The sequence below is a fragment of the Streptomyces blastmyceticus genome (genome assembly GCF_039521185.1).
GTDB lineage: Bacteria > Actinomycetota > Actinomycetes > Streptomycetales > Streptomycetaceae > Streptomyces > Streptomyces blastmyceticus.
Window position 1 is genome coordinate 62,665 of sequence record NZ_BAAABW010000022.1, and the last position, 24,134, is coordinate 86,798.

The 24,134-nt window shown below is 69.5% G+C and carries 19 protein-coding genes, 1 tRNA gene and 1 pseudogene; 12 read left to right on the plus strand and 9 right to left on the minus strand.

Annotated features, from left to right (window positions below):
• The first annotated feature begins 93 nt into the window (after positions 1-93).
• The 8 genes from ABD269_RS19935 (at position 94) to ABD269_RS19970 (ending at position 9,507) form a co-directional block, all read left to right on the plus strand.
• The gene (locus ABD269_RS19935) at positions 94-2,376 is read left to right on the plus strand and encodes an FdhF/YdeP family oxidoreductase (RefSeq protein ID WP_344119602.1); all 2,283 of its coding nucleotides are present in this window, start codon (positions 94-96) and stop codon (positions 2,374-2,376) included.
• 84 nt (positions 2,377-2,460) lie between these two features.
• Entirely contained in the window at positions 2,461-2,934 is a 474-nt protein-coding gene (locus ABD269_RS19940; RefSeq protein WP_344119604.1) for a PaaI family thioesterase, read from the plus strand.
• Between the two features lie 79 nt (positions 2,935-3,013).
• The gene (locus ABD269_RS19945; protein WP_344119606.1) at positions 3,014-3,418 is read left to right on the plus strand and encodes a hypothetical protein; all 405 of its coding nucleotides are present in this window, start codon (positions 3,014-3,016) and stop codon (positions 3,416-3,418) included.
• A gap of 409 nt (positions 3,419-3,827) precedes the next feature.
• Positions 3,828-5,063 (plus strand): branched-chain amino acid ABC transporter substrate-binding protein, encoded by a 1,236-nt coding sequence (locus tag ABD269_RS19950; protein ID WP_344119608.1) that lies wholly within the window; start codon positions 3,828-3,830, stop codon positions 5,061-5,063.
• Between the two features lie 97 nt (positions 5,064-5,160).
• Complete coding sequence (locus ABD269_RS19955) at positions 5,161-6,093, plus strand: branched-chain amino acid ABC transporter permease (RefSeq protein WP_344119610.1); 933 nt, start codon at positions 5,161-5,163, stop codon at positions 6,091-6,093.
• Positions 6,094-6,098: 5 nt separating this feature from the next.
• The gene (locus tag ABD269_RS19960) at positions 6,099-7,934 is read left to right on the plus strand and encodes a branched-chain amino acid ABC transporter permease (protein ID WP_344119753.1); all 1,836 of its coding nucleotides are present in this window, start codon (positions 6,099-6,101) and stop codon (positions 7,932-7,934) included.
• A gap of 5 nt (positions 7,935-7,939) precedes the next feature.
• A complete protein-coding gene (locus ABD269_RS19965; protein WP_344119755.1) occupies positions 7,940-8,794 on the plus strand; it encodes an ABC transporter ATP-binding protein in 855 nt (284 codons plus the stop codon).
• Positions 8,791-9,507 (plus strand): ABC transporter ATP-binding protein, encoded by a 717-nt coding sequence (locus tag ABD269_RS19970; RefSeq protein ID WP_344119612.1) that lies wholly within the window; start codon positions 8,791-8,793, stop codon positions 9,505-9,507. Before ABD269_RS19965 ends, ABD269_RS19970 begins: the two co-directional genes overlap by 4 nt.
• 62 nt (positions 9,508-9,569) lie before the next feature.
• Here ABD269_RS19970 and ABD269_RS19975 read toward each other — a convergent pair whose 3' ends face one another.
• Positions 9,570-10,217: an ANTAR domain-containing response regulator gene (locus ABD269_RS19975; protein WP_116211183.1), complete on the minus strand. Its 648-nt coding sequence runs from the start codon at positions 10,215-10,217 to the stop codon at positions 9,570-9,572.
• Positions 10,218-10,308: 91 nt separating this feature from the next.
• Here ABD269_RS19975 and ABD269_RS19980 point away from each other — a divergent pair.
• Positions 10,309-10,391 (plus strand) — tRNA-Leu (locus ABD269_RS19980).
• Between the two features lie 85 nt (positions 10,392-10,476).
• A complete protein-coding gene (locus tag ABD269_RS19985; RefSeq protein ID WP_344119615.1) occupies positions 10,477-11,265 on the plus strand; it encodes a helix-turn-helix domain-containing protein in 789 nt (262 codons plus the stop codon).
• Positions 11,266-11,268: 3 nt separating this feature from the next.
• On the opposite strand, the pseudogene ABD269_RS19990 reads toward ABD269_RS19985, so the two are convergent.
• The 3 genes and pseudogenes from ABD269_RS19990 to ABD269_RS20000 all read right to left on the minus strand — a co-directional run bounded on the left by ABD269_RS19990 (position 11,269) and on the right by ABD269_RS20000 (position 14,337).
• Positions 11,269-11,866 (minus strand): annotated as a pseudogene (locus ABD269_RS19990) (class I SAM-dependent methyltransferase).
• Positions 11,867-12,071: 205 nt separating this feature from the next.
• On the minus strand, positions 12,072-13,493 hold the full coding sequence (pyk, locus tag ABD269_RS19995) for a pyruvate kinase (protein WP_301888160.1): 1,422 nt from the start codon (positions 13,491-13,493) through the stop codon (positions 12,072-12,074).
• Between the two features lie 145 nt (positions 13,494-13,638).
• The gene (locus ABD269_RS20000) at positions 13,639-14,337 is read right to left on the minus strand and encodes an SIMPL domain-containing protein (RefSeq protein WP_344119618.1); all 699 of its coding nucleotides are present in this window, start codon (positions 14,335-14,337) and stop codon (positions 13,639-13,641) included.
• A gap of 146 nt (positions 14,338-14,483) precedes the next feature.
• Here ABD269_RS20000 and ABD269_RS20005 point away from each other — a divergent pair, with 146 nt between their 5' ends.
• Positions 14,484-16,295 carry a bifunctional metallophosphatase/5'-nucleotidase gene (locus ABD269_RS20005; protein WP_344119620.1) on the plus strand — a complete coding sequence of 604 codons (1,812 nt, stop codon included), beginning with the start codon at positions 14,484-14,486 and terminating at the stop codon, positions 16,293-16,295.
• Here the strand turns inward: ABD269_RS20005 and ABD269_RS20010 are convergent.
• Both ABD269_RS20010 and ABD269_RS20015 read right to left on the minus strand, forming a co-directional pair.
• Complete coding sequence (locus ABD269_RS20010) at positions 16,251-17,726, minus strand: lysine N(6)-hydroxylase/L-ornithine N(5)-oxygenase family protein (protein ID WP_344119622.1); 1,476 nt, start codon at positions 17,724-17,726, stop codon at positions 16,251-16,253. The two genes, ABD269_RS20005 and ABD269_RS20010, sit on opposite strands and share 45 nt — an antisense overlap.
• Positions 17,723-19,273, minus strand: coding sequence for a pyridoxal phosphate-dependent decarboxylase family protein (locus tag ABD269_RS20015; protein ID WP_344119624.1), 1,551 nt, complete (start codon positions 19,271-19,273; stop codon positions 17,723-17,725). The genes ABD269_RS20010 and ABD269_RS20015 overlap by 4 nt, the downstream gene beginning before the upstream one ends.
• A 209-nt stretch (positions 19,274-19,482) precedes the next feature.
• Here ABD269_RS20015 and atpF point away from each other — a divergent pair, with 209 nt between their 5' ends.
• Positions 19,483-20,037 carry a F0F1 ATP synthase subunit B gene (gene atpF, locus ABD269_RS20020; protein ID WP_116211191.1) on the plus strand — a complete coding sequence of 185 codons (555 nt, stop codon included), beginning with the start codon at positions 19,483-19,485 and terminating at the stop codon, positions 20,035-20,037.
• 88 nt (positions 20,038-20,125) lie between these two features.
• On the opposite strand, the gene pepN is transcribed toward atpF, so the two are convergent.
• The 3 genes from pepN to ABD269_RS20035 form a co-directional block, all read right to left on the minus strand.
• Entirely contained in the window at positions 20,126-22,660 is a 2,535-nt protein-coding gene (gene pepN / locus ABD269_RS20025; protein WP_344119627.1) for an aminopeptidase N, read from the minus strand.
• Between the two features lie 240 nt (positions 22,661-22,900).
• Positions 22,901-23,206: a chorismate mutase gene (locus tag ABD269_RS20030; protein ID WP_116211193.1), complete on the minus strand. Its 306-nt coding sequence runs from the start codon at positions 23,204-23,206 to the stop codon at positions 22,901-22,903.
• Positions 23,207-23,217: 11 nt separating this feature from the next.
• Positions 23,218-24,108 (minus strand): helix-turn-helix domain-containing protein, encoded by an 891-nt coding sequence (locus tag ABD269_RS20035; protein WP_344119630.1) that lies wholly within the window; start codon positions 24,106-24,108, stop codon positions 23,218-23,220.
• Positions 24,109-24,134 lie beyond the last annotated feature (26 nt).

The following is a 24,134-nucleotide window of genomic DNA, read 5'->3' on the forward strand; positions in this document are numbered from 1 at the left end:
TCAGTGCCCCGTGACAGGATCAGCACGTACGGACATCCGCGGACCACACCCACGCACGGATCCGCGACCACCGACCGCTCAAGGGGGAGCGAGATGGCAGGCAAGCCGCCGACCAGTGACCCGGTCCAGGACGCACCCGACGTCGCCGCACCACAGCACGCCGCCGCCGGGCTGCCCGCCGTCGCCCACTCCCTGCGCATGGCCCACCAGCAGATGGGCGTCCGACGCACCGCCCTCACCCTGCTCAAGGTCAACCAGAAGGACGGCTTCGACTGCCCCGGCTGCGCCTGGCCCGAAGGCGACAAACGCCACGCCGCCGAATTCTGCGAGAACGGCGCCAAGGCCGTCGCCGAGGAAGCCACCCTCCGCCGCGTCACCCCCGAATTCTTCGCCGCGCACCCCGTCGCCGACCTCGCCGACCGCAGCGGCTACTGGCTCGGCCAGCAGGGCCGCCTCACCCAGCCCATGCACCTCGCCGAAGGCTCCGACGCCTACGAACCGGTCACCTGGGAACGCGCCTTCGACATCATCGCCGAGGAACTCCACGCCCTCGACACCCCCGACGAAGCCGTCTTCTACACCTCCGGCCGCACCAGCAACGAAGCAGCCTTCCTCTACCAGCTCTTCGCCCGCGAATTCGGCACCAACAACCTCCCCGACTGCTCCAACATGTGCCACGAGTCCTCCGGCTCCGCACTCACCGAGACCATCGGCATCGGCAAGGGCAGCGTCCTCCTCGAAGACCTCCACAAAGCCGACCTGATCATCGTCGCCGGACAGAACCCCGGCACCAACCACCCCCGCATGCTCAGCGCCCTCGAAAAGGCCAAATCCGGCGGCGCGAAGATCATCACCATCAACCCGCTCCCCGAAGCGGGCATGGAACGCTTCAAGAACCCCCAGAACGCCCGCGGCCTCTCCGGCGTCGGCACCCCCCTCACCGACCTCTTCCTCCAGATCCGCCTCGGCGGCGACCAGGCCCTCTTCCGCGCCCTCAACCGCCGCATCCTGGAGACCGAAGGCGCCCTCGACACCGCCTTCATCGCCGAACACACCCACGGCTTCGAAGACTTCGAGCACACGGCACGCACCGCCGACTGGGACGAGACCCTGCGCGCCACCGGCCTGGCCCGCGAGGACATCGAGCGCGCCCTGGAGATGATCCTCGCCTCCCGCCGCACCATCGTCTGCTGGGCCATGGGCCTCACCCAGCACAAGCACGCCGTCCCCACCATCCGGGAAGTCGTCAACTTCCTCCTCCTGCGCGGCAACATCGGCCGCCCCGGCGCCGGTGTCTGCCCCGTCCGCGGCCACAGCAACGTCCAGGGCGACCGCACCATGGGCATCTTCGAACGCCCCGCCCCCGCCTTCCTCGACGCCCTGCAGAAGGAATTCGACTTCACCCCGCCCCGCGAACACGGCCTCGACGTCGTACGGGCCATCCGCGCCCTCCGCGACGGAGAAGCCAAGGTCTTCTTCGCCATGGGCGGCAACTTCGTCTCCGCCACCCCCGACACCGACGTCACCGAAGCAGCCGTGCGCCGCGCCCGCCTGACCGTCCACGTATCGACCAAGCTCAACCGCTCCCACGCCGTCACCGGCGCCCGCGCCCTCATCCTGCCCACCCTCGGCCGCACCGAGCGCGACCGCCAGGACGGCGGCGACCAGTTCGTCACCGTCGAGGACTCCATGGGCATGGTCCACGCCTCCCGCGGCCGCCTCCGGCCCGCGAGCCCCCACCTGCTCTCCGAGACCGCCATCGTCTGCCGCCTCGCCCGCCGCACCCTCGGCCCCACCAGCACCACACCCTGGGAAGACTTCGAGAAGGACTACGGCACGATCCGCGACCGCATCGCCCGCGTCATCCCCGGCTTCGAGGACTTCAACACCCGCGTCGCCCGCCCCGGCGGCTTCACCCTGCCGCACGCCCCCCGCGACGAGCGCCGCTTCCCCACCGCCACCGGCAAGGCCAACTTCACCGCCGCCGACATCGAATACCCGCGCGCCCCCGAAGGCCGCCTCCTGCTGCAGACCCTGCGCTCCCACGACCAGTACAACACCACCATCTACGGCCTCGACGACCGCTACCGCGGCATCAAGAACGGCCGCCGCGTCGTCCTCGTCAACCCCGAGGACGCAGCCGAACTCGACCTCGCCGACGGCTCCTACGCCGACCTCGTCAGCGAATGGACCGACGGCAGCGAGCGCCGCGCGGACGGCTTCCGCGTCGTCCACTACCCCACCGCCCGCGGCTGCGCCGCCGCCTACTACCCCGAGACCAACGTCCTCGTCCCCCTCGACCACACCGCCGACACCAGCAACACCCCGGCGAGCAAGTCCCTGGTCATCAGGGTGGAACCCACCCGCCCGGCCTGACCACCCCCGGCTCCCCGCCCACCTCCCGCCACCTGATAAGACGTTCAGCACGCAACGAACACAAGGACGAACGGAGCCGGACCCATGGGCGAGCAGAGCCAGACCACGTTCCCGCAGCAGGTCCTGGACGAATGGGCCGGCAGCGGACACGACCTGCGCGCCCTCTTCTCCGCGGGCCACCTCGGCGACCGCATGGGCCTCCAGGTACGCGAAGCCTCCCCCGACCGCGTCGTCGGCACCATCCCGGTCGAGGGCAACACCCAGCCGTACGGCCTGCTGCACGGCGGCGCCTCCGCCGTGCTCGCCGAGACCCTCGGCTCCGTCGGCGCCATGCTCCACGGCGGCCCCGCCAAGATCGCCGTCGGCGTCGACCTCAACTGCACCCACCACCGCGGCGTACGCTCCGGACTGGTCACCGGAGTGGCCACCCCCGTCCACCGCGGCCGCACCACCGCCACATACGAGATCACCATCACCGACGAACAGGACAAGCGGGTCTGCACCGCCCGCCTCACCTGCCTCCTCCGCCCGGCCGACAGCACCGGCACCGCCGCCTGACCCGGCCTCCCCGAACCCGGGCCGGACACCACCCCGCACCCCCTTCCTCCCCGGCGCGCGGAGCCCTACCTTTCCCGCCATGAGGGACCCGGCCCGCAAGACGCCGAAGCGCACCCTGCCCACCGCCGCGTGCGCCCTGCTGTTCGCGACCGCCCTCGCCACCGGCTGCTCCGACTCCGGGGACGAGGGCGTCAGCGCCGCCACGCACACCGACCCACCCGTCCAGGTGTGCGCCAAGCTGATCTCCTACTGGGCCGGCGAAGACCTCACCGGCGGCCACTGGGCCGGGCTCGACTGGGAACAGAAGGGCCTCTCCAACGACCAGTACGTCATCTACGACGACATCGTGCGGGCCGCCCGCACCGAACAACAGCAGCACGGCACCACCGCCGCCCGGAAGTTGATAGAGCGTCAGGCCCAACAGCGCTGCGCGGCGGCCGACGGCGCCACCCACAGCTCGGAGAACTGGCGCCCACCCACATAACAGTGCGTGACATTCACACCGGGCGACACCGGCGATCCACTCCTCCCCCCGGCACCACGCCCGCGATCTTTTCGGCCGCCACCGGCCGAAGCGCCACGCCCCGGACGCCACCATGCCGCCAAAGCATTAGCGGAACTGCACCTTCGCACTATCCGGATGCTGGAGTTCACCCGAAAAGCGAGAACTGTCCGCGCAATACTGCTACAAGGACACCGCCGAAGTGACCTGAGGCATAACAAGACAGTCACATCATGGCCAGCACCTCTGCCACCCGCCGCCGCACACCCCTAGAGTCACGGCCAGTCACCACCCCGGGCGGCCCGCACCCCGACCCCGCACCCGGCCGCGCCGCCCGGCGGGCGATACGGCACCTCAGCAGAGGAGGCCGCGCCAGGGAAAGGACTCCACCGTGCGAAACCGTTCCTTGCTCGTCCTCACCACCGCGATCGCCACCGGGGCCCTCACCCTGAGCGCATGCGGCTCCCGCGACGACAAAGGCGGTGGCGACAACAGCGGCGGCAGCACGACCACCGTCGTCATCGGCGTCGACGCCCCACTGACCGGCTCCCTCTCCGCCCTCGGCCAAGGCATCAAGAACTCCGTCGACCTCGCCGCCCGCACCGCCAACGACAACAAGGAAGTCAAGGGCGTCACCTTCAAGACCGAACCCCTCGACGACCAGGCCGTCCCCGCCTCCGGCCAGCAGAACGCCACCACACTCGTCGCCGACAAGGCCGTACTCGGCGTCGTCGGCCCCCTCAACTCCGGCGTCTCCCAGTCCATGCAGGGCGTCTTCGCCCGCGCCGGACTCACCCAGGTCTCCCCCGCCAACACCAGCCCCGAACTCAGCCAGGGCGCCAACTGGCTCAAGGGCCAGAAGACCCGCCCCTTCAAGACCTACTTCCGCACCGCCACCACCGACATCATCCAAGGCCGCTTCGCCGCCCAGTACGCCCACAACGACGCCAAGAAGACCAAGGCCTTCGTCGTCGACGACAAACAGACCTACGGCGTCGGCCTCTCCTCCATCTTCGCCGAGGAATTCAAACGCCTCGGCGGCCAGGTCGTCGGCACCGACCACATCACCGTCAAGGAAACCGACTTCTCCAGCGTCGCCAACAAGGTCAAGAACTCCGGCGCCGACATCGTCTACTTCGGCGGCCAGTACCCCGAAGGCGGCCTCCTCTCCGACCAGGTCAAACGAGCCGGCGCGCACATCCCCACCATGGGCGGCGACGGCATCTACGACCCCGCCTTCATCACCGCCTCCAGCGAGAGCAACGACGGCGACCTCGCCACCTCCGTCGGCTACCCCGTCGATCAGCTCGACTCCGCCAAGACCTTCGTCAAGAACTACGCCGCCGCCGGCTACAAGGACCCCTACGCCGCCTACGGCGGCTACTCCTACGACGCCGCCTGGGCCATCGTCCAGGCCGTCAAGAAAGCCGTCGAGGACAACAACGGCAAACTCCCCGCCGGTGCCCGCGACAAGGTCACCGCGGCCATGAGCAAGATCTCCTTCGACGGAGTCACCGGCAAGGTCTCCTTCGATGAATTCGGCGACACCACCAACAAGCAACTGACGGTCTATCAAGTCAAGGGCGACGCCTGGAAATCCGTAAAGAGCGCCACCTTCCAGGACTGACCCGCCCGGGCCCACCCGCCCCCACCCAGGACACCGCGCGAGGACGCCGCCCACGCCCTCGCGCGGACCCACATCCGACACACATCGGAGGCCCGCGGTGCACGCACTGCCGCAAACGCTGGTCAGCGGACTCGCCCTCGGTGCCCTCTACGGCCTCATCGCCATCGGGTACACCATGGTCTACGGCATCGTCCAGCTCATCAACTTCGCCCACGGCGAGATCGTCATGATCGGGGGCTTCGGCGCCCTCACCGTCCACCTCTGGCTCCCCGGCGACACCCCACTCGCCGCCGCCCTCCCCCTCATGCTCATCGGCGGCGCCATCGCCTCCGTCGCCGTCGCCACCGCCGCCGAACGCTTCGCCTACCGCCCCCTGCGCGACGCCCCCCGCCTCGCCCCGCTCATCACCGCCATCGGACTCTCCATCGCCCTCCAGCAACTCGTCTGGGCCTTCTACCCCGACGCCAAGAAATCCCGCGCCTTCCCCCAGTTCCAGGGCGACTCCTTCCAACTGGCCAACAACATCCACATCCAGCGCGACGACCTCTTCGTCCTCATAGCCGCCCCCCTCTGCATGCTCGCCCTCGGCCTCTTCGTCGCCCGCAGCCGCACCGGCCGCGCCATGCAGGCCACCGCCCAGGACCCCGACACCGCCAAGCTCATGGGCATCAACACCGACCGCATCATCGTCCTGGCCTTCGCCATCGGCGGCGCCTTCGCCGCCGTCGCCGCCGTCGCCCAAGGACTCCGCGCCGGACAGATCAACTTCGAAATGGGCTTCATCCTCGGCCTCAAGGCCTTCACCGCAGCCGTACTCGGCGGCATCGGCAACATCTACGGCGCCATGCTCGGCGGAGTCGTCCTCGGCATCGCCGAAGCCGCCTCCACCACCTACATCCAGAACATCCCCGGCATGCACCAGCTCGGAGGCGGCGGCTGGAAGGACGTCTGGGCCTTCGTCCTCCTCATCCTCGTCCTGCTGATCAGGCCCCAAGGACTGCTCGGCGAACGCGTCGCGGATCGGGCGTGACCACCATGACCCCACCCACGGACACCACAACGGACACCACGACCACCACCGAAACCACCCCCGTCATCCCCCTACCCCTCGGCGCCGCCCTCGCCCTCACCACCACCGGCGCCCTCCTCAGCGCCGCCTCCACCTTCCTCTCCTGGACCTGGACCACCGCCTTCCCCGGCAACCTCACTGTCAACGGCTACCCCGGCGGACTCCAACTCCTCACCCTCACCGGAGCCCTCCTCACCCTCGCCCTCACCCTCGCCACCCGGGGCACCCCCGGACTCCGCTGGCTCAACCCCACCCGCCGCCACGACGCCACCGCCTACCTCGCCGCCGGAACCCTCGCCACCACCTGGTACACCCTCATCGCCATCGCCGTACAACTCGGCGGACTCGCCAACCTCGAACCCGGCGGCTACATCGCCGCCCTCGCCACCCTGCTCACCCTCACCGGCGCCCTCGGCCTCCCCATCGACCGCCGCACCACCGCCTCCTACCCGCACAACGGCCGCCTCGCCGCGCTGCCCGCCCCCCTCGCCACCGCACTCCGCGCCACCCACCGGACCGTACGCCCCGGCCGCACCGACCGGCCGCTCCCCGCCGCCCGCCCGCTGCCCTCCTGGGCCGAGATCCTCCTGATCGCCGCCGCCTTCGGCACCGCCCTCTGCCTCGTCACCTACGGCATCGGCACCGGCTACGGCGAACTCTTCACCGGCTTCCTCATCCTCGCCGCCTTCGGCACCCTCGCCCTCCGCAAGGCCGGCATCGTCACCAGGCTCACCGAACTCACCACCAAGCACCGCAACATCACCATCACCGCCGCCTTCGTCGCAGCAGCCCTCTTCCCCCTCACCCAGTCCACCGACCAGTACACCCTGATCGCCGTCAACATCCTGATCTTCTCCACCGTCGCCCTCGGCCTCAACATCGTCGTCGGCCTCGCCGGCCTCCTCGACCTCGGCTACGTCGCCTTCCTCGGCGTCGGCGCCTACACCGCCGCGCTCGTCTCCGGCTCCACCGCCTCCACCCTCGGCGTCCACTTCCCCTTCTGGGCCGCCGTCCTCACCGGCGCCGCCGCCTCACTCGTCTTCGGCGTCGTCATCGGCGCCCCCACCCTCCGCCTCCGCGGCGACTACCTCGCCATCGTCACCCTCGGCTTCGGAGAGATCTTCCGCATCACCGTCGGCAACCTCAACGGCGAATCCGGCCCCTCCCTCACCAACGGCCCCAACGGCATCCCCAACATCCCCGACCTCATCCTCTTCGGCTACAACTTCGGCTCCACCCACTCCCTCGGCGGCATCACCCTCAGCCCCTTCGCCAACTACTACCTCCTGATGCTCCTCATCACGATCCTCGTCGTCCTCGTCTTCAGCCGCGCAGGCAACTCCCGCATCGGCCGCGCCTGGATCGCCATCCGCGAGGACGAGACCGCCGCCACCGCCATGGGCATCAACAGCTTCCGTCTGAAACTCCTCGCCTTCGCCCTCGGCGCCACCCTCGCCGGACTCGCCGGCACCGTACAGGCCCACGTCGCCTACACCGTCGTACCCGAGCAGTACGTCTTCGCCGGACCCGTACCCCCCAACTCCGCCTTCCTCCTCGCCGCCGTCATCCTCGGCGGCATGGGCACCATCCGCGGCCCCCTCCTCGGCGCCGCGCTCCTCTACCTCATCCCCGCCAAACTCCAATTCCTCCACGACTACCAGCTCCTCGCCTTCGGCGCCGCCCTCATCCTCCTCATGCGCTACCGGCCCGAAGGACTCATCCCCAACCGCAGGCAACAACTCGAATTCCACGAGGACGCCACAGGAACCGGAACCCTCGGCATCACCAAGGCGGAGGCGTGACCACCATGACCACCACCACGGACGCCCCCGTCCTCACCGCCACCGGCGTCACCATGCGCTTCGGCGGACTCACCGCCGTACGCACCGTCGACCTCACCGTCCACCACGACGAAATCGTCGGCCTCATCGGACCCAACGGCGCCGGAAAAACCACCTTCTTCAACTGCCTCACCGGCCTCTACCGGCCCACCGAAGGCACCGTCACCTACCGCGACACCGTCCTCCCGCCCAAACCCCACCTCGTCACCCGGGCCGGCATCGCCCGCACCTTCCAGAACATCCGGCTCTTCGCCAACATGACCGTCCTCGAAAACGTCCTCGTCGGCCGCCACACCCGCACCAGGGAAGGACTCCTCTCCGCCCTCCTGCGCAGCCCCCGATTCCACCGCGCCGAAGCCGCCTCCACCCAACGCGCCATGGAACTCCTCGACTTCACCGGCCTCGCCCCCAAAGCCGACCACCTCGCCCGCAACCTCCCCTACGGCGAACAGCGCAAGCTCGAGATCGCCCGCGCCCTCGCCAGCGACCCCGGACTCCTCCTCCTCGACGAACCCACCGCCGGAATGAACCCCCAGGAGACCCGCGCCACCGAGGCACTCGTCCGCGCCATCCGGGAACAAGGCACCGCCGTCCTCGTCATCGAGCACGACATGCGCTTCATCTTCAATCTCTGCGACCGCGTCGCCGTCCTCGTCCAGGGCGAAAAGCTCGTCGAGGGCACGTCGGACACCGTCCAGGCCGACGAACGCGTCATCGCCGCCTACCTCGGCACACCCTTCGAAGGCGCCCCCGGCCAGGAGGAACTCGCCGAAGTCGAAGCCGCGGAAGCGGAAGCCGCACACGCGGAGGAAGACCGATGACCGCCCTCCTGGAGGTCGAGAACCTCCGCGTCGCCTACGGCAAGATCGAAGCCGTCAAGGGAATCACCTTCACCGTCGAAGCCGGCCGCATCGTCACCCTCATCGGCACCAATGGCGCGGGCAAGACCACCACACTCCGCACGCTCTCCGGACTCATCGAACCCCTCGGCGGCAGCGTCCGCTTCGACGGCCGGAGCATCGTCGGCACCCCCGCCCACGAGATCGTCGCCCTCGGACTCGCCCACTCCCCCGAGGGCCGCCACATCTTCCCGCGCCTCACCATCGCCGAGAACCTCCAGCTCGGAGCGTTCCTCCGCAAGGACGCCGACGGCATCGGGCAGGACATCCAGCGCGCCTACGAGCTCTTCCCCATCCTCGGGGAACGAGCGAAGCAGGCCGCCGGAACCCTCTCCGGCGGCGAACAGCAGATGCTCGCCATGGGCAGGGCCCTGATGTCCCGCCCCAAGCTCCTCATGCTCGACGAGCCCTCCATGGGCCTCTCCCCGATCATGATGCAGAAGATCATGGAGACCATCGCCGAACTCAAGGCCACCGGCACCACGATCCTGCTCGTCGAACAGAACGCACAGGCGGCGCTGTCACTCGCCGACAGCGGCCATGTGATGGAGGTCGGGAAGATCGTGCTCTCCGGATCGGGAGCGGATCTGCTGCACGACGAATCGGTGCGGAAGGCGTACCTGGGCGAGGACTGAGGGCATACGAAAGGGCCCACGTCATCGCTTTTGCGGACGTGGGCCCTTCGTATGCGTACTGCCTACTGCCCCTTGGCCTTCTTCTCCTCGGCGTCCTCGATGACCGCCTCGGCCACCTGCTGCATCGACAGCCGGCGGTCCATCGACGTCTTCTGGATCCACCGGAACGCGGCCGGCTCGGTCAGCCCGTACTGCGTCTGAAGAACGCTCTTCGCCCGGTCCACGAGCTTCCGCGTCTCCAGCCGCTGGGAGAGGTCGGCGACCTCCTGCTCCAACGCCTTCAGCTCCGTGAAGCGCGACACCGCCATCTCGATGGCGGGCACCACGTCGCTCTTGCTGAACGGCTTCACGAGGTACGCCATCGCCCCGGCGTCCCGCGCCCGCTCCACGAGCTCGCGCTGCGAGAAGGCGGTGAGCATGAGCACGGGCGCGATCGAGTCCGCGGCGATCTGCTCGGCGGCGGAGATCCCGTCGAGGACGGGCATCTTCACGTCCAGAATGACCAGGTCCGGCTTGTGCTCCCGGGCGAGCGCGACCGCGGTCTCCCCGTCGCCCGCCTCGCCGACTACGGAGTACCCCTCTTCTTCGAGCATCTCTTTGAGATCGAGCCGGATGAGGGCCTCGTCCTCGGCGATCACGACGCGGGTGATGTGGGGAGGGGTGTGCTGCGGCTCGTCGTCGACGGGCGGCGTGGGCTCGGCGGCGGTCACGGGTCTCCTCGATGGGGGCAGGTACTGCTGTACGAGCGTACCTGCGAGCCCGCCGCACCTCCGACAATGTAAGCTGTTCGCGCTACCCCTAGCCGGGTTGGTGGAACGGTATACACGGAGGTCTCAAACACCTCTGCCCGAGAGGGCTTGCGGGTTCGAATCCCGCACCCGGCACGCGAACGCAAATCGGACGAACACCTTCTCGTGAACATTGTCCGTTTCCCGCCCGAGAGACCCTTTTCTCGCGCACGGTTGTTCCATGCAGATGCACGGCACAGAGGTGCGCCAGAAGGCCCTCACTCTCCTGCGGAACGGCTCCAAGAATGCGGACGTCGCACGCGCCCTGAATGTCCCCCTCGGCACGGTCAGCTACTGGCGGCACATGGACCGGGCGAAGCGCGGCGAATGCCCAGGGGCCCACAACCCCAAGTGCCCGAGATGCGATGGCCGTGAGCTCGACGAGGCCGCGTACGCCTATCTCCTGGGCCTCTATCTCGGCGACGGGCACATCATCCAGTACTCCGGGCACCGAGTGCCCAGCCTCATGATCACGTGCGCCAATGACTGGCCCGGGCTGATGGACGACTGCGAGAAGGCCATGCGCACAGTCTTCCCGGACAACTCCGTCTGCCGCGTCCGCAGGACGGGGTGCCAGAACGTGAAGATCTACTCCAAGCACCTCTGGTGCATGTTTCCCCAGCACGGCCCAGGCAAGAAGCACGAGCGCCTCATCGAGCTCGAACCTTGGCAAGAGGACATCGTGGAGGAACACCCCTGGGAGTTCATCCGGGGACTTATCCACTCCGACGGCTGCCGGATCACCAACTGGACCACACGCCTCGTCGGCGGCGAGCGCAAGCGCTATGAGTACCCAAGGTACTTCTTCACCAACAAGTCCCAGGACATCCTGGGCCTCTTCGCCGACACTCTCGACATCGTCGGCGTCGAATGGACCATGACCCGGCGCGGCAAGGACCCATTCAACATCACCGTGGCCCGCCGCGACTCCGTCGCTCTCATGGACGCCCACATAGGCCCCAAGTACTAACCCCTACACCCCTCGACGAAACAGCGCCACCCACAGAAACGGCACGCCGTAATACGAAGACTCCGGCAATTCAGCCCGCATCCGCCGGAGTTCAACCTCCTCCAGGTCGGAGAAGATCCAGCGCAACGCCTCCGGCGTATAAGCTGATGCGGCGGTGGGGTGGGAGGTGGTGGAAGCAGCCGGAGTCGTAGATCAGGTCGTAGGGGCCCGTCAGTTCCGTCCCGGTCAGTGCGAACGCGTCGCCGCAGTGGAAGCGGATGTCGGCTCCGGCCTCGCGGGCGCGTTCCTCGGCCCAGGTGATGGCCGTCGGGGAGAGGTCGACGGCGTCCACCTGGAAGCCCAGTGCGGCCAGGTGCAGCGCGTTGCGGCCCGGGCCGCAGCCCAGGTCGAGGGCCCGGCCGGGGGTGATCAGTCCGCGGTCGACGTACGAGGCCAGGTTCTCGTCCGGCTTCGCCACGAAGAACGGCACCGGCTTTGAACGGTCGGTGTAGAAGCCGTCCCACCAGTCGGCTCCGTCGGCCGTCCAGCGGTCGGCGTCCGGCGCGAACAGGCCGTCCAGGAGCTTGAGTACGTCGTCGACCGTGCGTATGTTCCGGTCCATCCGGTCCCCCTCTCACCTGAGGGAACGGTACGGCCGGGCGGTGCGGAAGCCCAGCTCAGGACGGATGGCGCGAGCGCGTGGAAAGGCCCCTGCGGCCGGAGCATGAGCGGCGTGACCCATCACCCGCGACCCCGTACGCGCGGCTGCCCGCCACCCGGGCGAAGGCCGTCGTGGTGGCTTTCCGGGAGGCGTTGGAGCAGGTATTTCACTCCTCTCCGATGTGGTGCACCCGCACCAGGTTCGTCGTGCCCGCGACCCCCGGTGGGGAGCCGGCCGTGATGATGACCATGTCGCCCTTCTGGCAGCGGCCGATCTTCAGCAGGTGTTCGTCGACCTGGTCGACCATTTCGTCGGTCGTCTGGACCATGGGGCCCAGGAAGGTCTCCACGCCCCAGGTGAGGTTGAGTTGTGAGCGGGTGGCCGGCTCGGGGGTGAAGGCCAGGAGGGGGATCGGGGAGCGGTAGCGGGACAGGCGTCGGGCCGTATCACCGGATTGGGTGAAGGCGACGAGGTACTTCGCGCCGAGGAAGTCGCCCATCTCGGCGGCGGCGCGGGCGACGGAGCCGCCCTGGGTGCGGGGCTTGCCGCGTTCGCTGAGCGGTGGGAGGCCCTTGGCGAGGACGTCTTCTTCGGCTGCCGTGACGATGCGGCCCATCGTCTTGACGGTCTCCACGGGGTATTTGCCGACGCTGGTCTCACCCGAAAGCATGACCGCGTCCGTGCCGTCGATGACCGCGTTGGCGACGTCGGAGGCCTCGGCGCGGGTGGGGCGGGAGGCGTCGATCATCGAGTCGAGCATCTGGGTGGCGACGATGACCGGTTTGGCGTTGCGCCGGGCGAGTTTGATGGCGCGCTTCTGCACGATCGGGACCGTTTCGAGGGGCATTTCGACGCCCAGGTCGCCGCGGGCGACCATGATGCCGTCGAAGGCGTCGACGATGCCCTGGAGGTTCTCGACGGCCTGCGGCTTCTCGATCTTCGCGATGACGGGGAGGCGGCGGCCTTCCTCGTCCATGACGCGGTGGACGTCCACGATGTCGTGTTCGCTGCGGACGAAGGAGAGGGCGATGATGTCGGCGCCCGTCCTGATGGCCCAGCGGAGGTCTTCGACGTCCTTCTCGGAGAGGGCGGGGACGGAGACGGCGACGCCGGGGAGGTTGAGGCCCTTGTTGTCGGAGACCATGCCGCCTTCGATGACGACGGTCCGTACGCGGGGGCCGTCGACGGAGGTGACCTCCAGGGTGACGCGGCCGTCGTCGACGAGGATGCGTTCGCCCCTGGTGACGTCGGCGGCGAGGCCGTCGTAGGTGGTGCCGCAGTGGTGGCGGTCGCCCTCGATGTCCTCGACGGTGATGGTGAACTCGTCGCCGCGTTCAAGAAGTACGGGACCTTCGCGGAATCGGCCCAGGCGGATCTTCGGGCCTTGAAGGTCGGCGAGGATGCCGATGCTGCGGCCGGTCTCCTCGGCGGCCTTGCGCACTCGCTGGTACCGCGCCTCGTGGTCGACGTAGGTGCCATGGCTGAGGTTGAAGCGGGCCACGTCCATTCCGGCTTCGACGAGTGACTTGATCTGCTCGTACGAGTCGGTGGCCGGTCCCAGGGTGCAGACGATTTTTGCTCGGCGCATGGCACGACCTTATGACCTACCGGCGGGTAGAGAATTGGCCGGCCGCGACTCCCCAACGTCCGTTGAGTAAAAGCTTGTTGACAATTAGTGAAACGTGCGCGGGGGTGCTCTGATGAGCGTTCCGCGCACTTCCCGCGCGCCGGTCTCAGAGGGTGGGGGGTGTCATGGTGAAGCGGGCGTTGACCTGTGCGTAGACGCTCTGGCGCTGGGGTTCGAGGTCGAGCGCGGGGGTGGGGGCGGCGCCTCCGTACGCCGCGGAGCGCATCATTCCGCCGGGGGCGGGGGGCAGGCCGACGGGGGCCGTGTTCTCGGCGCCGAGGTCGGCGAGTTCCACCAGGGCGACGAGCCGGGCGCCGAGGGCTCCGGCGTATTCGCGGGCGCGCTGCACGGCTTCGTGTACGGCCTGCCGGCGGGCCTCGCGGTGGGCGGGCGAGTCGGGGCGCAGGGCCCACCAGGGGCCGTCGACGCGGGTGAGGTCGAGTGCGGCGAGGCGGGTGGTGAGTTCGCCGAGGGTGGTGAAGTCGGCGAGGGTGGCGGTGAGGTGGACGCTGCCGTGGTAGGCGTGGATGCGTTCGTGGCGGCCCTTCTCGGTGAGTTGTGGGGTGATGGTGAAGGTGCCGGTTTCGAGTTTTTCGACGGTGTCGCCGTAGGACTTGAGCAGGTCGAGGGTCTGGTTGTTGCGGCGGGTGAGGTCGCTGAGGGCTGTGGTGCGGTCGGTGCCGCGGGCGCTGATGGTGATGCCGATGTGGGCGATTTCGGGGTCGACTTCGAGGCGGGCTTCGCCGCGGACGGCGAGGCGGGGGCTGTCGGGGGTGCCGTAGGGCAGGGGTGCGGGTGTGGTCATGGGGTCAGCGTCTCAGCCCGGGTGCATATGGGCGCTACGCGGGAGTCACCGTTTCGCAACCTTGTGGGGGTGTTCCGGTTGGGGGTGCCGAGGCCAGAATCTACGCGCGTTGTCAGTGTCGTGAACAGCTGGATCAAGGAGTTGAAGTGCCGCTGAACCGGAGGAACTTTCTGGGGCGTACGGCCGCCACGGGTGCGGGTGTTGCGCTGGTGGGGTCGGTGGGTGCCGGGTCGGCCGAGGCGCGGGAGTCGGTGGCGGGCCGAAGTGGTGGACGGGGTCGGCATTATGCGTTGACGGTGATGGGGACGACGGATCTGCATGGGAATGTCTTCAACTGGGACTATTTCACCGATGCGGAGTTCGATGACAAGGCGCACAACGATGTGGGTCTGGCGAAGATATCGACGTTGGTGAATGGGGTCCGTAAGGAGAAGGGGCGGCGGAACACGCTGCTGATCGATGCGGGTGACACGATTCAGGGCACTCAGCTCTCGTATTACTACGCGCGGGTGGATCCGATCACGAAGGCTCATGGTCCGGTGCATCCGATGGCGCGGGCGATGAACGCGATCGGGTATGACGCGGCGGCGTTGGGGAATCACGAGTTCAATTACGGGATTCCGGTGCTGCGGAAGTTCGAGGAGCAGTGCGATTTCCCGTTGCTGGGGGCGAACGCGCTGGATGCGAAGACGTTGCGGCCGGCCTTTCCGCCGTATGTGATCAAGCGGGTGCGGGCGCCGTTCGGCCGTGATGTGCGGGTGGCGATCCTGGGGTTGACGAATCCGGGGATCGCGATCTGGGACAAGGCGAATGTGCAGGGGAAGATGGTGTTCCCCGGGCTGGAGGAGCAGGCGGCGAAGTGGGTGCCGAAGCTTCGGTCGATGGGTGCGGATGTGGTGATCGTCGCGGCGCATGCGGGGAGCAGTGGTACGTCGTCGTACGGGGATCAGTTGCCGTATGTCGAGAATTCTGCGGCGTTGGTGGCGGAGCAGGTGCCGGGGATCGATGCGATTCTGGTCGGTCATGCGCATGTGGAGATTCCCGAGTACCGGGTGGTGAACAAGGAGTCGGGCAAGGAGGTGGTGTTGTCGGAGCCGTTGAAGTGGGGGCAGCGGTTGACGTTGTTCGACTTCGATCTGGTGTGGGAGAAGGGCTGCTGGCGGGTGGCCGGGGTGGCGGCGAAGGTGCTGAATTCGAATACGGTCGCCGAGGACCGGAGGATCACCGGGTTGTTGCGCGGTGAGCACCGGAAGGTGGTGGCGTATGTGAATCAGGTGATCGGTACGTCGTCGGCTGCGATGAGTGCTGCGGAGGCCGCGTACAAGGACACGCCGGTGATTGATTTCATCAATCATGTGCAGGCGGAGACGGTGCGGGCGGCGTTGGCGGGTACGGAGTTCGCGGGGTTGCCGGTGTTGTCGCAGGCGTCGTGTTTCTCGCGGACGGCGGGGGTGCCGGCCGGGAAGGTGACGATCCGTGAGGTGGCGGGTCTTTATCCGTTCGAGAACACCCTGGAGGCGCGGGTGTTGACGGGTGCGCAGGTGCGGGAGTATCTGGAGTTCTCGGCGCGCTATTACGTGCGGACGGCGGCGGGTGCGGTGGTGGATCCGGCGAAGCTGACGAATGCCGAGAACATTCCGGACTTCAATTATGACGTGGTCAGCGGCCTCTCGTACGAGATCGACATCGCGAAGGCGCCGGGGGCGCGGATCGCGAAGCTCACGTTCGACGGGAAGCCGCTGGACGACGCGGCACGGTTCGTGCTGGCGGTGAACAATTACCGGGCGAGTGGCGGGGGGAATTTTCCGCATGTCGCCCGGGCGAAGCAGGTGTGGGCGAATTCGGAGGAGATCCGGAACACGATCATCTCGTGGGTGCGGGCCCAGGGGGCGATCGATGTGGGGCGTTTCGCGTCAGTGGACTGGAAGTTGACGCGGGATGGTGCGCCGGTCTTCTGAGGTGGTGGTCCGGGGTCGCGGCTGTGGTCGCGGCTCCAGGCCGAAGGTGGTGAAGGCGGTCCGCTCGGGGAGGGGGTAGACCGTCTTTCCGGTGATGGCGTTGAGGATGACGGCGCTGCGCCAGGCGGCGAGGCCGAGGTCGGGGGTGCCGATGCCGTGGGTGTGGCGTTCGGCGTTCTGGACGTGGACGGCGCCCTTGACCAGGGGGTCGAGGACGAGGCGGTGGTTCTCGTCGATGCGGGGGCGGTCGCTGTGGTCGCGGCGGATGTAGGGGTCGAGGGCGGCGAGGAGGGTGTCGGTGCGGCGTTCGCGGTAGCCGGTGGCGAGGACGACGGCGTCGGTGGTGATGCGGGAGCGGGTGCCTTGCTGGGCGTGTTCGAGGTGGAGTTCGACGCGGGTGGTGCCGACGCGGCCGGCGGTGCGGACGAAGACTCCGGGGGTGAGGACGGTGTCGGGCCAGCCGCCGTGGAGGCTGCGGCGGTAGAGCTCTTCGTGGATGTCGGCGAGGGTTTCGGTGGCGATTCCCTTGTGGAGTTGCCATTGCTGGGGCAGGAGTTGGTTGCGTACGCCTTCGGGGAGGGCGTGGAAGTAGCGGGTGTAGTCGGGGGTGAATTGTTCGAGCCCGAGCTTGCTGTATTCCATGGGGGCGAAGGCGGGGGTGCGGGCGAGCCAGTGGAGTTTTTCGCGGCCGGTGGGGCGGTTGCGGAGGAGGTCGAGGAAGACTTCCGCGCCGGACTGGCCGGAGCCGATGACGGTGATGTGGTCGGCGGCGAGGATCTTTTCGCGGTGGTCGAGGTAGTCGGCGGAGTGGATGACGGGGACGGCGGGGGCTTCGGTGAGGGGGCGGAGGGGTTCGGGGATGTGGGGGGTGGTGCCGACGCCGAGGACGAGGTTGCGGGCGTAGGCGCGGCCGAGTGCTTCGGCTTCTCCTTCGGTGTCGAGTTGGGTGTAGTCGATTTCGAAGAGGTTGCGTTCGGGGTTCCAGCGGAGGGCGTCGATCTGGTGGCCGAAGTGGAGGCCGGGGAGGGATTGGCTGACCCAGCGGCAGTAGGCGTCGTATTCGGCGCGTTGGATGTGGAAGCGCTCGGCGAAGTAGAAGGGGTAGAGGCGTTCGCGGTCCTTGAGGTAGTTGAGGAAGGTCCAGGGGCTGGTGGGGTCGGCGAGGGTGACGAGGTCGGCGAGGAAGGGGACTTGGAGGGCGGTGCCGTCGATGAGGAGGCCGGGGTGCCAGCGGAAGGTGGGGGTCTGGTCGTAGCAGGCGGTGCGGAGTGCGGGGATGCCGTGGGCGAGGGCGGCGAGGGAGAGGTTGAAGGGGCCGATGCCGATGCCGGCGATGTCGAGGGGCTGTTCGGGGGTGGTGCGGGGGCCGGGTTGGGTGGCGGTGTCGGGGGTGGTGCGGCCGGCCTTCTTCGGGGGGTTGGCGTTGCTCATCGGTGGATGTGGCCTTCCACGAGGTTGAGGAGGGTGCGGAGGTGGTCGGTGGTGGTGTGGGGGTTGAGGAGGGTGGTTTTCAGCCAGAGGCCTTCGGGGGTGGTGGCGCGGCCGAGGACGGCGCGGCCGCTGTGGAGGAGGTGGCGTCGGGTGGTGGCGAGGGTGTGGTCGTCGGTGCCGGTGGGGCGGAAGAGGACGGTGCTGAGGGTGGGGCGGGCGTGGAGTTCGAAGCGGGGGTGGGCGTCGATGAGGTCGGCGAGGTGGTGTGCGGTGGCGCAGACGCGTTCGACGAGGCGGCCCAGTCCGTTGCGGCCGAGGGCGCGGAGGGTGACGGCGATCTTGAGGATGTCGGGTCGGCGGGTGGTGCGCAGGGAGCGGCCGAGGAGGTCGGGGAGTCCGGCGTGGGTGTCGTCGGGGGCGTTGAGGTAGTCGGTGTGGTGGGCCAGTGGGTGCAGGGCGGTGGTGTCGGGGACGGCGAGGATGCCTGCGGCGATGGGTTGCCAGCCGAGTTTGTGCAGGTCGAGGGCGATGGTGTGGGCGCGGTCGAGTCCGTCGAGGGCGGGGCGCAGGGTGTCGCTGAAGAGGAGGGGTCCGCCGTAGGAGGCGTCGATGTGGAGGCGGGCGTGGTGGGTGTCGCAGAGGTCGGCGAGGTGGGGCAGGGGGTCGATGCGTCCGGTGTCGGTGGTGCCTGCGGTGGCGACGACGAGGGTGGGGGTGGCGTGGTGGTGGTCGAGGGCGGTGTGCAGGTGTGCGGGGTCGATGGTGCCGGTGGGGGTGGCGAGGACGTGGGGTGCGGGGAGGCCGAGGAGCCAGGCGGCGCGGTGGATGCTGTGGTGGGCGTTGGCTCCGCAGATGATGCGGAGGGTCGGGGGTGGTGTGCCCGGGGTGTGGCGGGTGCGGTGCGGGGCGGTCGCGGTTGAGGGGCCGTACGCCACGTCGTACGCGGCCCCCTCGCTCGTGGTTCCGCGGGTGATTCCGTCCGCCGGGTCGTGCGCGCCCTCGTGTGTGCGGCGGTGGGTCGCGCCTGCCGCTTCGCGTGCGAGGAGGAGGGCGAGGTGGTTGGACTCGGTGCCGCCGGTGGTGGTGACGGCGTCGGGTGCGGGGCGGGTGGGGTAGGCGAGTGCGGCTAGGGCGTGGAGCACCTCGGTTTCCAGGGCGGAGGCGGCGGGGGCCTGGTCCCAGGAGTCGAGTGAGGGGTTGAGGGCGCCGGCGGCGAGGTCGGCGGCGGTGGCGAGGGCGAGCGGCGGGGCGTGGAGGTGGGCGGCGCAGTGCGGGTCGGCGGGGTCGGCGCTGCCTTCGGCGAGGGCGCGGACGAGTGTGCGCAGGGATTCGTGGGGGCCGGTGCCGTCGTCGGGGATCGCGGGGGTGACGGTGGCGCGGATGCGGGCGGTGACGGCGTGGGGGCCGCCTTTGGGGAGGGGGCCGGCGCGGGTGGTGGCGCCTTGGGTGAGGGCGTCGAGGACGGTGTCGAGGAGGGGGCGGAGTGCCGAGGGGCCCTGGGTGCCTCCGGCGAGGGGCGGGAGGGGCGGGTGGGCGGTCTCGGGCATGGTTGTGCCCCCTTTTGGGTTGTCCTGTCGGGGTGGGTGGCCGGGTCCGGGTGGGCAGTAACTGCATCAAGTTACTGGCGGCGCACGTTCGGTGACCGGGGTCCGGAGGGGTTTCGCCCGATGGTGGTATGCCGTGCGACGGCGGGGAGTCGGGTCTGCTAATGGGGTGCGGGGCGGACTTCGGGCCCGTCGTCGACTAATCTGCACCCATGGCCATGAACTTTCTCGCTATCGACGTAGGGCCGCTCAAGCCCGAGCCCGCGCCGCTCGTCCTTGGGTTCGTCCTTTTCTTCATCGTTTTCGCCGTGATGGCGAAGGTGCTGCTCCCCCGGATCAGCAAGGTCCTCGTCGAGCGCGAGAAGGCCACGGGCGGGCGCTTCGACGAGGCGGAGGCGACGCGTGCGGAGGCCGCGCGCGTGCACGCCGAGTACCAGGAGCTGCTGGCCGAGGCGCGGCACGAGGCCGCCCGGCTGCGTCAGGAGTCGGTGGAGCAGGGTACGGCGATCATCGCGGAGCTGCGGGCCGAGGGTCAGCGGCAGCGCGAGGAGATCATCTCCGCCGGGCACGCCGTGATCGACGCCGAGCGTGCGGTCGCGGAGGCCGAGCTGCGTGAGCAGGTCGGTGTGCTGGCGACGGAGCTGGCGGGCCGGATCGCCGGTGAGCCGGTGGCGGACTTCGCGTCGCAGAGCGGCGTCGTGGACCGTTTCCTGGAGGAGCTGCGTACGGCCGAGCCGTCGGACGCGGTGGGCGACAAGCGCGACTGACGCGGGCGGCGCCGAGCGCCGTGTGAGTGTGCCGAGGCTCCCGTGACCCTGTTGAGGGTCACGGGAGCCTCGGCGTTTTTACGGGGTGTTACGGGCGGGCCGTCCTGACGGCCAGGGCGCGGCGGAGGTCGTCGATCTGGTCGACGATTTTGCGGCGCAGCGCGGGGGTGAGGTCGGCGGTGTTCAGGCATTCCTCGCCGAGGCGGAGGGTGTCGGTGTCGACGAAGGGCAGCGGGAAGCCGTGGCGGCCTGCGGCGTCGGCGAGTGCGGGGCCGCGGCGGGCGGCGAGTGCGGTGGCGGCGGGGAAGTAGCGGTCGCGGTAGGGGGTCAGGAGGTCGAGCTGTTCGGGCTGCCAGAAGCCTTGGGCGGTGGCGATGAAGAGGTAGTTGGAGAGGTCGTCGCGGGCGTACATGGCTTCCCAGGCGGCTTCCTTGGCCGTGGGGTCGGGGAGGGCGGCGCGGCAGCGGGCGGCGCCTTCCCGGCCGGTGGCGCTGGGGTCGCGGGCGAGTTCGGCGTCGATGGCGGCGGGGGTGGTGGCGCCTAGGGCGGCGAGGCGGGCGAGGGCGCGCCAGCGGAGTTCGGCGTCGAGGGCGGGTCCGCCGGGTGCGGTGCCGGTGGTGAGCCAGTCCTGGAGGGTGTCGGGGGTGGTGGCGCTGTCGATGAGGGTGCGTACAGCGGTGAGGCGCAGGCCCTGGGTGTCGTGGCCGGGGGTGGTCCCGGGGTGGGTGGTGCGGTCGAGGAGGTCGTGGCAGAGGTCGGTGAGGGTGGCGAGGGCGATGGGGCGGGCGGTGGGGTGGGTGTAGCGGTCGGCGATCTGGTGGCGGGCGAAGGCGAGGACGTCGCGGGTGATGGCGGTGTCGGTTTCGTGGGGCAGGTGGGCGCGGGCGGCGTCGAGGTGGGCGGCGGGGGCGAGTTCGGCGTCGCGGACCATGTCGCGGGCGGCGTTCCACAGGACGGCGCGGGCGAGGGGGTCGGGCAGGCCGGAGAGGGAGCGCTGGGCGGTGTCCCAGGAGGCGGCGTCGAGGCGGATCTTGGCGTAGGTGAGGTCGCCGTCGTTGGGGAGGAGCAGGGCGGGGCGGGGGCCGGGGAGGGTGAGGGTGTGGTCGCCGTCCGCGGGGAGGTCGGTGGTGGGGCGGTCGCGGAGGGTGAGGGTGCGGGGGTCGTCGGGGTGGTGGTCGTAGAGGCCGAGGGCGAGGTGGTGGGGGCGGGTGCCGTCGTGGTGGAGGGTGACCTGCCAGCCGGTGGCGGTGTCGGGGGTGGTGATGGCGGGGGTGATGGTGTCGACGCCGGTGGTGCGGAGCCAGGTGTCGGCCCAGGTGTGGACGTCGCGGTCGGAGGCGCGGGCGAGGGAGTCGAGGAAGTCGGCGAGGGTGGCGTTGCCGAAGCGGTGGCGGGCGAAGTGGTCGTTGATGCCGGCGAGGAAGTCCTTCTCGCCGAGCCAGGCGACGAGTTGGCGGAGTGCGGAGGCGCCCTTGGCGTAGGAGATGCCGTCGAAGTTCAGGAGTGCGGAGGCGGTGTCGCGGACGGCGTCGGCGTCGGGGGCGACGGGGTGGGTGGAGGGGCGCTGGTCGGCGTCGTAGCCCCAGCCCTTGCGGCCGGCGGCGAAGTCGGTCCAGGTGTCGGTGTGGTGGGTGGTCTCGGCGATGATCTGGACGCCCATGTATTCGGCGAAGGACTCGTTGAGCCAGATGTCGTCCCACCACTGGAGGGTGACGAGGTCGCCGAACCACATGTGGGCCATCTCGTGGGCGATGGTCGTGGCGCGGGTGAGGCGTTCGGTGCCGGTGACGGCGGAGCGGAAGACGTATTCGTCGCGGAAGGTGACGAGGCCGGGGTTCTCCATGGCCCCGGCGTTGAATTCGGGGACGAATGCCTGGTCGTAGGAGTCGAAGGGGTAGGGCTCGTCGAAGATCTCGTGGAAGCGGTCGAAGCTGCGGCGGGTGATGTCGAGGATTTCCTCGGCGTCGGCGTCGAGGTGTCCGGCGAGGGAGCGGCGGCAGTGCAGGGCGAAGGGCAGTCCGGCGTGCTCGGTGCGCACGGAGTGCCAGGGGCCTGCGGCGAAGGCGACGAAGTAGGTGCTCAGGGGCTGGGTGGTGGCGAGCTTCCAGCGTCCTTCCGCGGGGTCTCCGACGCGGGTGGCGACGGCGTTGCCGAGGACGGTCCAGGCGGGTGGTGCGGTGACGGTGGCGTCGAAGACGGCCTTGAGGTCGGGCTGGTCGAAGGCGGCGAAGACGCGCTGGCCGTCGTCGAGGAACGCCTGGCTGTAGAGGTAGGTCTCGCCGTCGGCGGGGTCGGTGAAGCGGTGCATGCCCTCGCCGGTGCGGGAGTAGCGCATGTCGGCCTCGACGCGCAGTTCGTGGGGGCCGGGGGTGAGGCCGGTGAGGGGGAGGCGGTTGCCGTCGAGTGCGGCGGGGTCGAGGGCGTGGCCGTCGAGTGTGGCGCGGTGCAGGGCAGCGGGCTTGATCTCGGCGAAGGTGTCGCCTGCGGTGCGGGTGGAGAAGTGGATGACGGTGGTGGAGCGGAAGAGGTCGTCGCCTCGGGTGAGGTCGAGGTCGATCTCGTAGCGGTGGACGTCGAGGAGCTTGGCTCGGGTTTGCGCTTCTTCGCGTGTCAGTACGGGCATGGGGTCATCGTGCCGTAGCGCTGGCGCTGGGCCGGAGTGGTTCCGGGTGGTCTGCTGCCGGGTTCGCTGTACGGCCCGGGGCCGTTCCGCGCCTGCGGCGGGCTTGTTCCCCAGCCCCGCCCCTTCCCGAAACTGGGGGCAAGCCCCCAGACCCCCGGAGCACGCTTCGCGCGCTGTCCTCAAACGCCGGACGGGCTGGATATCCAGCCCGTCCGGCGTTTGAGGACGCGCCCGCAGGGGCTACGCCCGGGCGATCGTCTCGTGGTGGCGGATGACCTCGGCGATGATGAAGTTCAGGAATTTCTCCGCGAACGCGGGATCGAGCTTCGCGTTCTCGGCCAGTTCGCGCAGGCGGGTGATCTGGCGGGCCTCTCGGGCGGGGTCCGCCGGTGGCAGTTTGTGGGCGGCCTTGAGGTGGCCGACCTGCTGGGTGCATTTGAACCGCTCGGCGAGCATGTGGATCACCGCGGCGTCGATGTTGTCGATGCTGTCGCGCAGCCGTCCCAGCTCGGCGCTGACAAACTCGTCGTTGGCACTGTCGCTCATGACTACCGAGCCTATGCGGAAGGACGAGGTCCGATGACCGGTGGGTGCTCCGGATCGGGGATCCGGTCGCTCCAGCCGCCGGGCACCGCGCGGCCCTGGCGCTGGCGGAAGCGTACGGGGGCGGTGCCGACGCGGCGGGCGAAGAGACGGCTGAAGTAGGCGGGGTCGTCGTAGCCGACGCGGCGGGCGACGGCGGCTACGGGCAGTTCGGTGGCGGCGAGGAGTTCCTTGGCGCGGCCGAGGCGGATGTGCAGGAGGTAGTCCTTGGGGCTGCATCCGGCGCCCCGGCGTACGGCGGTGCGCAGCTCGGTGGGGGTCATGCCGTGGCGTGCGGCGTGCTGGGTGACGGAGAGCGGCAGGAAGGCGTCGCGGGCGAGGGCCGCGAGGACGGGGTCGGTGCCGGGTGCGGTGTCGGCGCGGGCGCCGTGGAGTGCGACGAGGAGTTCGTGGACGGCGGCGGAGGTCTCGACCTCGAGGTGGGGGTTGCCGCGGCGGGCGGCGCGGACGATGCGGTGGACGGCGGCGCGGGCGCCCGCGGTGTCGGTGAGGGGGACGAGGGGGCGGTGGGGTTCGATGTAGCCGAGTTCGGTGTAGGCGCCGGTGGCGGGGCCGGTAAAGTCGACGAAGCTCTCGTCCCAGCCGGTGCCGGGGGCGGCTCCGTAGTGGTGGGGGGTGCCGGGGGCGAGCCAGAGGAGTGCGGGGGCGGTGACGGTGCGGGTGCGGCCGTCGGGGGTGCGGAGCCAGCCGGTGCCCGCGCTGATGACGACGGCGACGTGGTGGTCGAGGGTGCGGGGGCCGACGGCGGGGAGTTCGCCGTGCTGGAGTCCGACGCCGAGGCAGACGAGTCCGAGCCGGTGGTGGACCGGGCCGGGGGTGAAGTACCTCATCCATGTGTGATACATGCGTCCGGGTCTCCCGCCGTGTCGGC

What these genes read in the sequence shown, in the direction of transcription:
- ABD269_RS19935 (WP_344119602.1), top strand. Translation starts at nt 94, where the DNA reads ATGGCAGGCAAGCCGCCGACCAGTGACCCGGTCCAGGACGCACCCGAC.
- ABD269_RS19940 (WP_344119604.1), top strand. Translation starts at nt 2,461, where the DNA reads ATGGGCGAGCAGAGCCAGACCACGTTCCCGCAGCAGGTCCTGGACGAA.
- ABD269_RS19945 (WP_344119606.1), top strand. Translation starts at nt 3,014, where the DNA reads ATGAGGGACCCGGCCCGCAAGACGCCGAAGCGCACCCTGCCCACCGCC.
- ABD269_RS19960 (WP_344119753.1), top strand. Translation starts at nt 6,099, where the DNA reads ATGACCCCACCCACGGACACCACAACGGACACCACGACCACCACCGAA.
- ABD269_RS19965 (WP_344119755.1), top strand. Translation starts at nt 7,940, where the DNA reads ATGACCACCACCACGGACGCCCCCGTCCTCACCGCCACCGGCGTCACC.
- ABD269_RS19970 (WP_344119612.1), top strand. Translation starts at nt 8,791, where the DNA reads ATGACCGCCCTCCTGGAGGTCGAGAACCTCCGCGTCGCCTACGGCAAG.
- ABD269_RS19985 (WP_344119615.1), top strand. Translation starts at nt 10,477, where the DNA reads ATGCAGATGCACGGCACAGAGGTGCGCCAGAAGGCCCTCACTCTCCTG.
- pyk (WP_301888160.1), bottom strand. Translation starts at nt 13,493, where the DNA reads ATGCGCCGAGCAAAAATCGTCTGCACCCTGGGACCGGCCACCGACTCG.
- ABD269_RS20000 (WP_344119618.1), bottom strand. Translation starts at nt 14,337, where the DNA reads ATGACCACACCCGCACCCCTGCCCTACGGCACCCCCGACAGCCCCCGC.
- ABD269_RS20010 (WP_344119622.1), bottom strand. Translation starts at nt 17,726, where the DNA reads ATGAGCAACGCCAACCCCCCGAAGAAGGCCGGCCGCACCACCCCCGAC.
- ABD269_RS20015 (WP_344119624.1), bottom strand. Translation starts at nt 19,273, where the DNA reads ATGCCCGAGACCGCCCACCCGCCCCTCCCGCCCCTCGCCGGAGGCACC.
- atpF (WP_116211191.1), top strand. Translation starts at nt 19,483, where the DNA reads ATGGCCATGAACTTTCTCGCTATCGACGTAGGGCCGCTCAAGCCCGAG.
- pepN (WP_344119627.1), bottom strand. Translation starts at nt 22,660, where the DNA reads ATGCCCGTACTGACACGCGAAGAAGCGCAAACCCGAGCCAAGCTCCTC.
- ABD269_RS20030 (WP_116211193.1), bottom strand. Translation starts at nt 23,206, where the DNA reads ATGAGCGACAGTGCCAACGACGAGTTTGTCAGCGCCGAGCTGGGACGG.
- ABD269_RS20035 (WP_344119630.1), bottom strand. Translation starts at nt 24,108, where the DNA reads ATGTATCACACATGGATGAGGTACTTCACCCCCGGCCCGGTCCACCAC.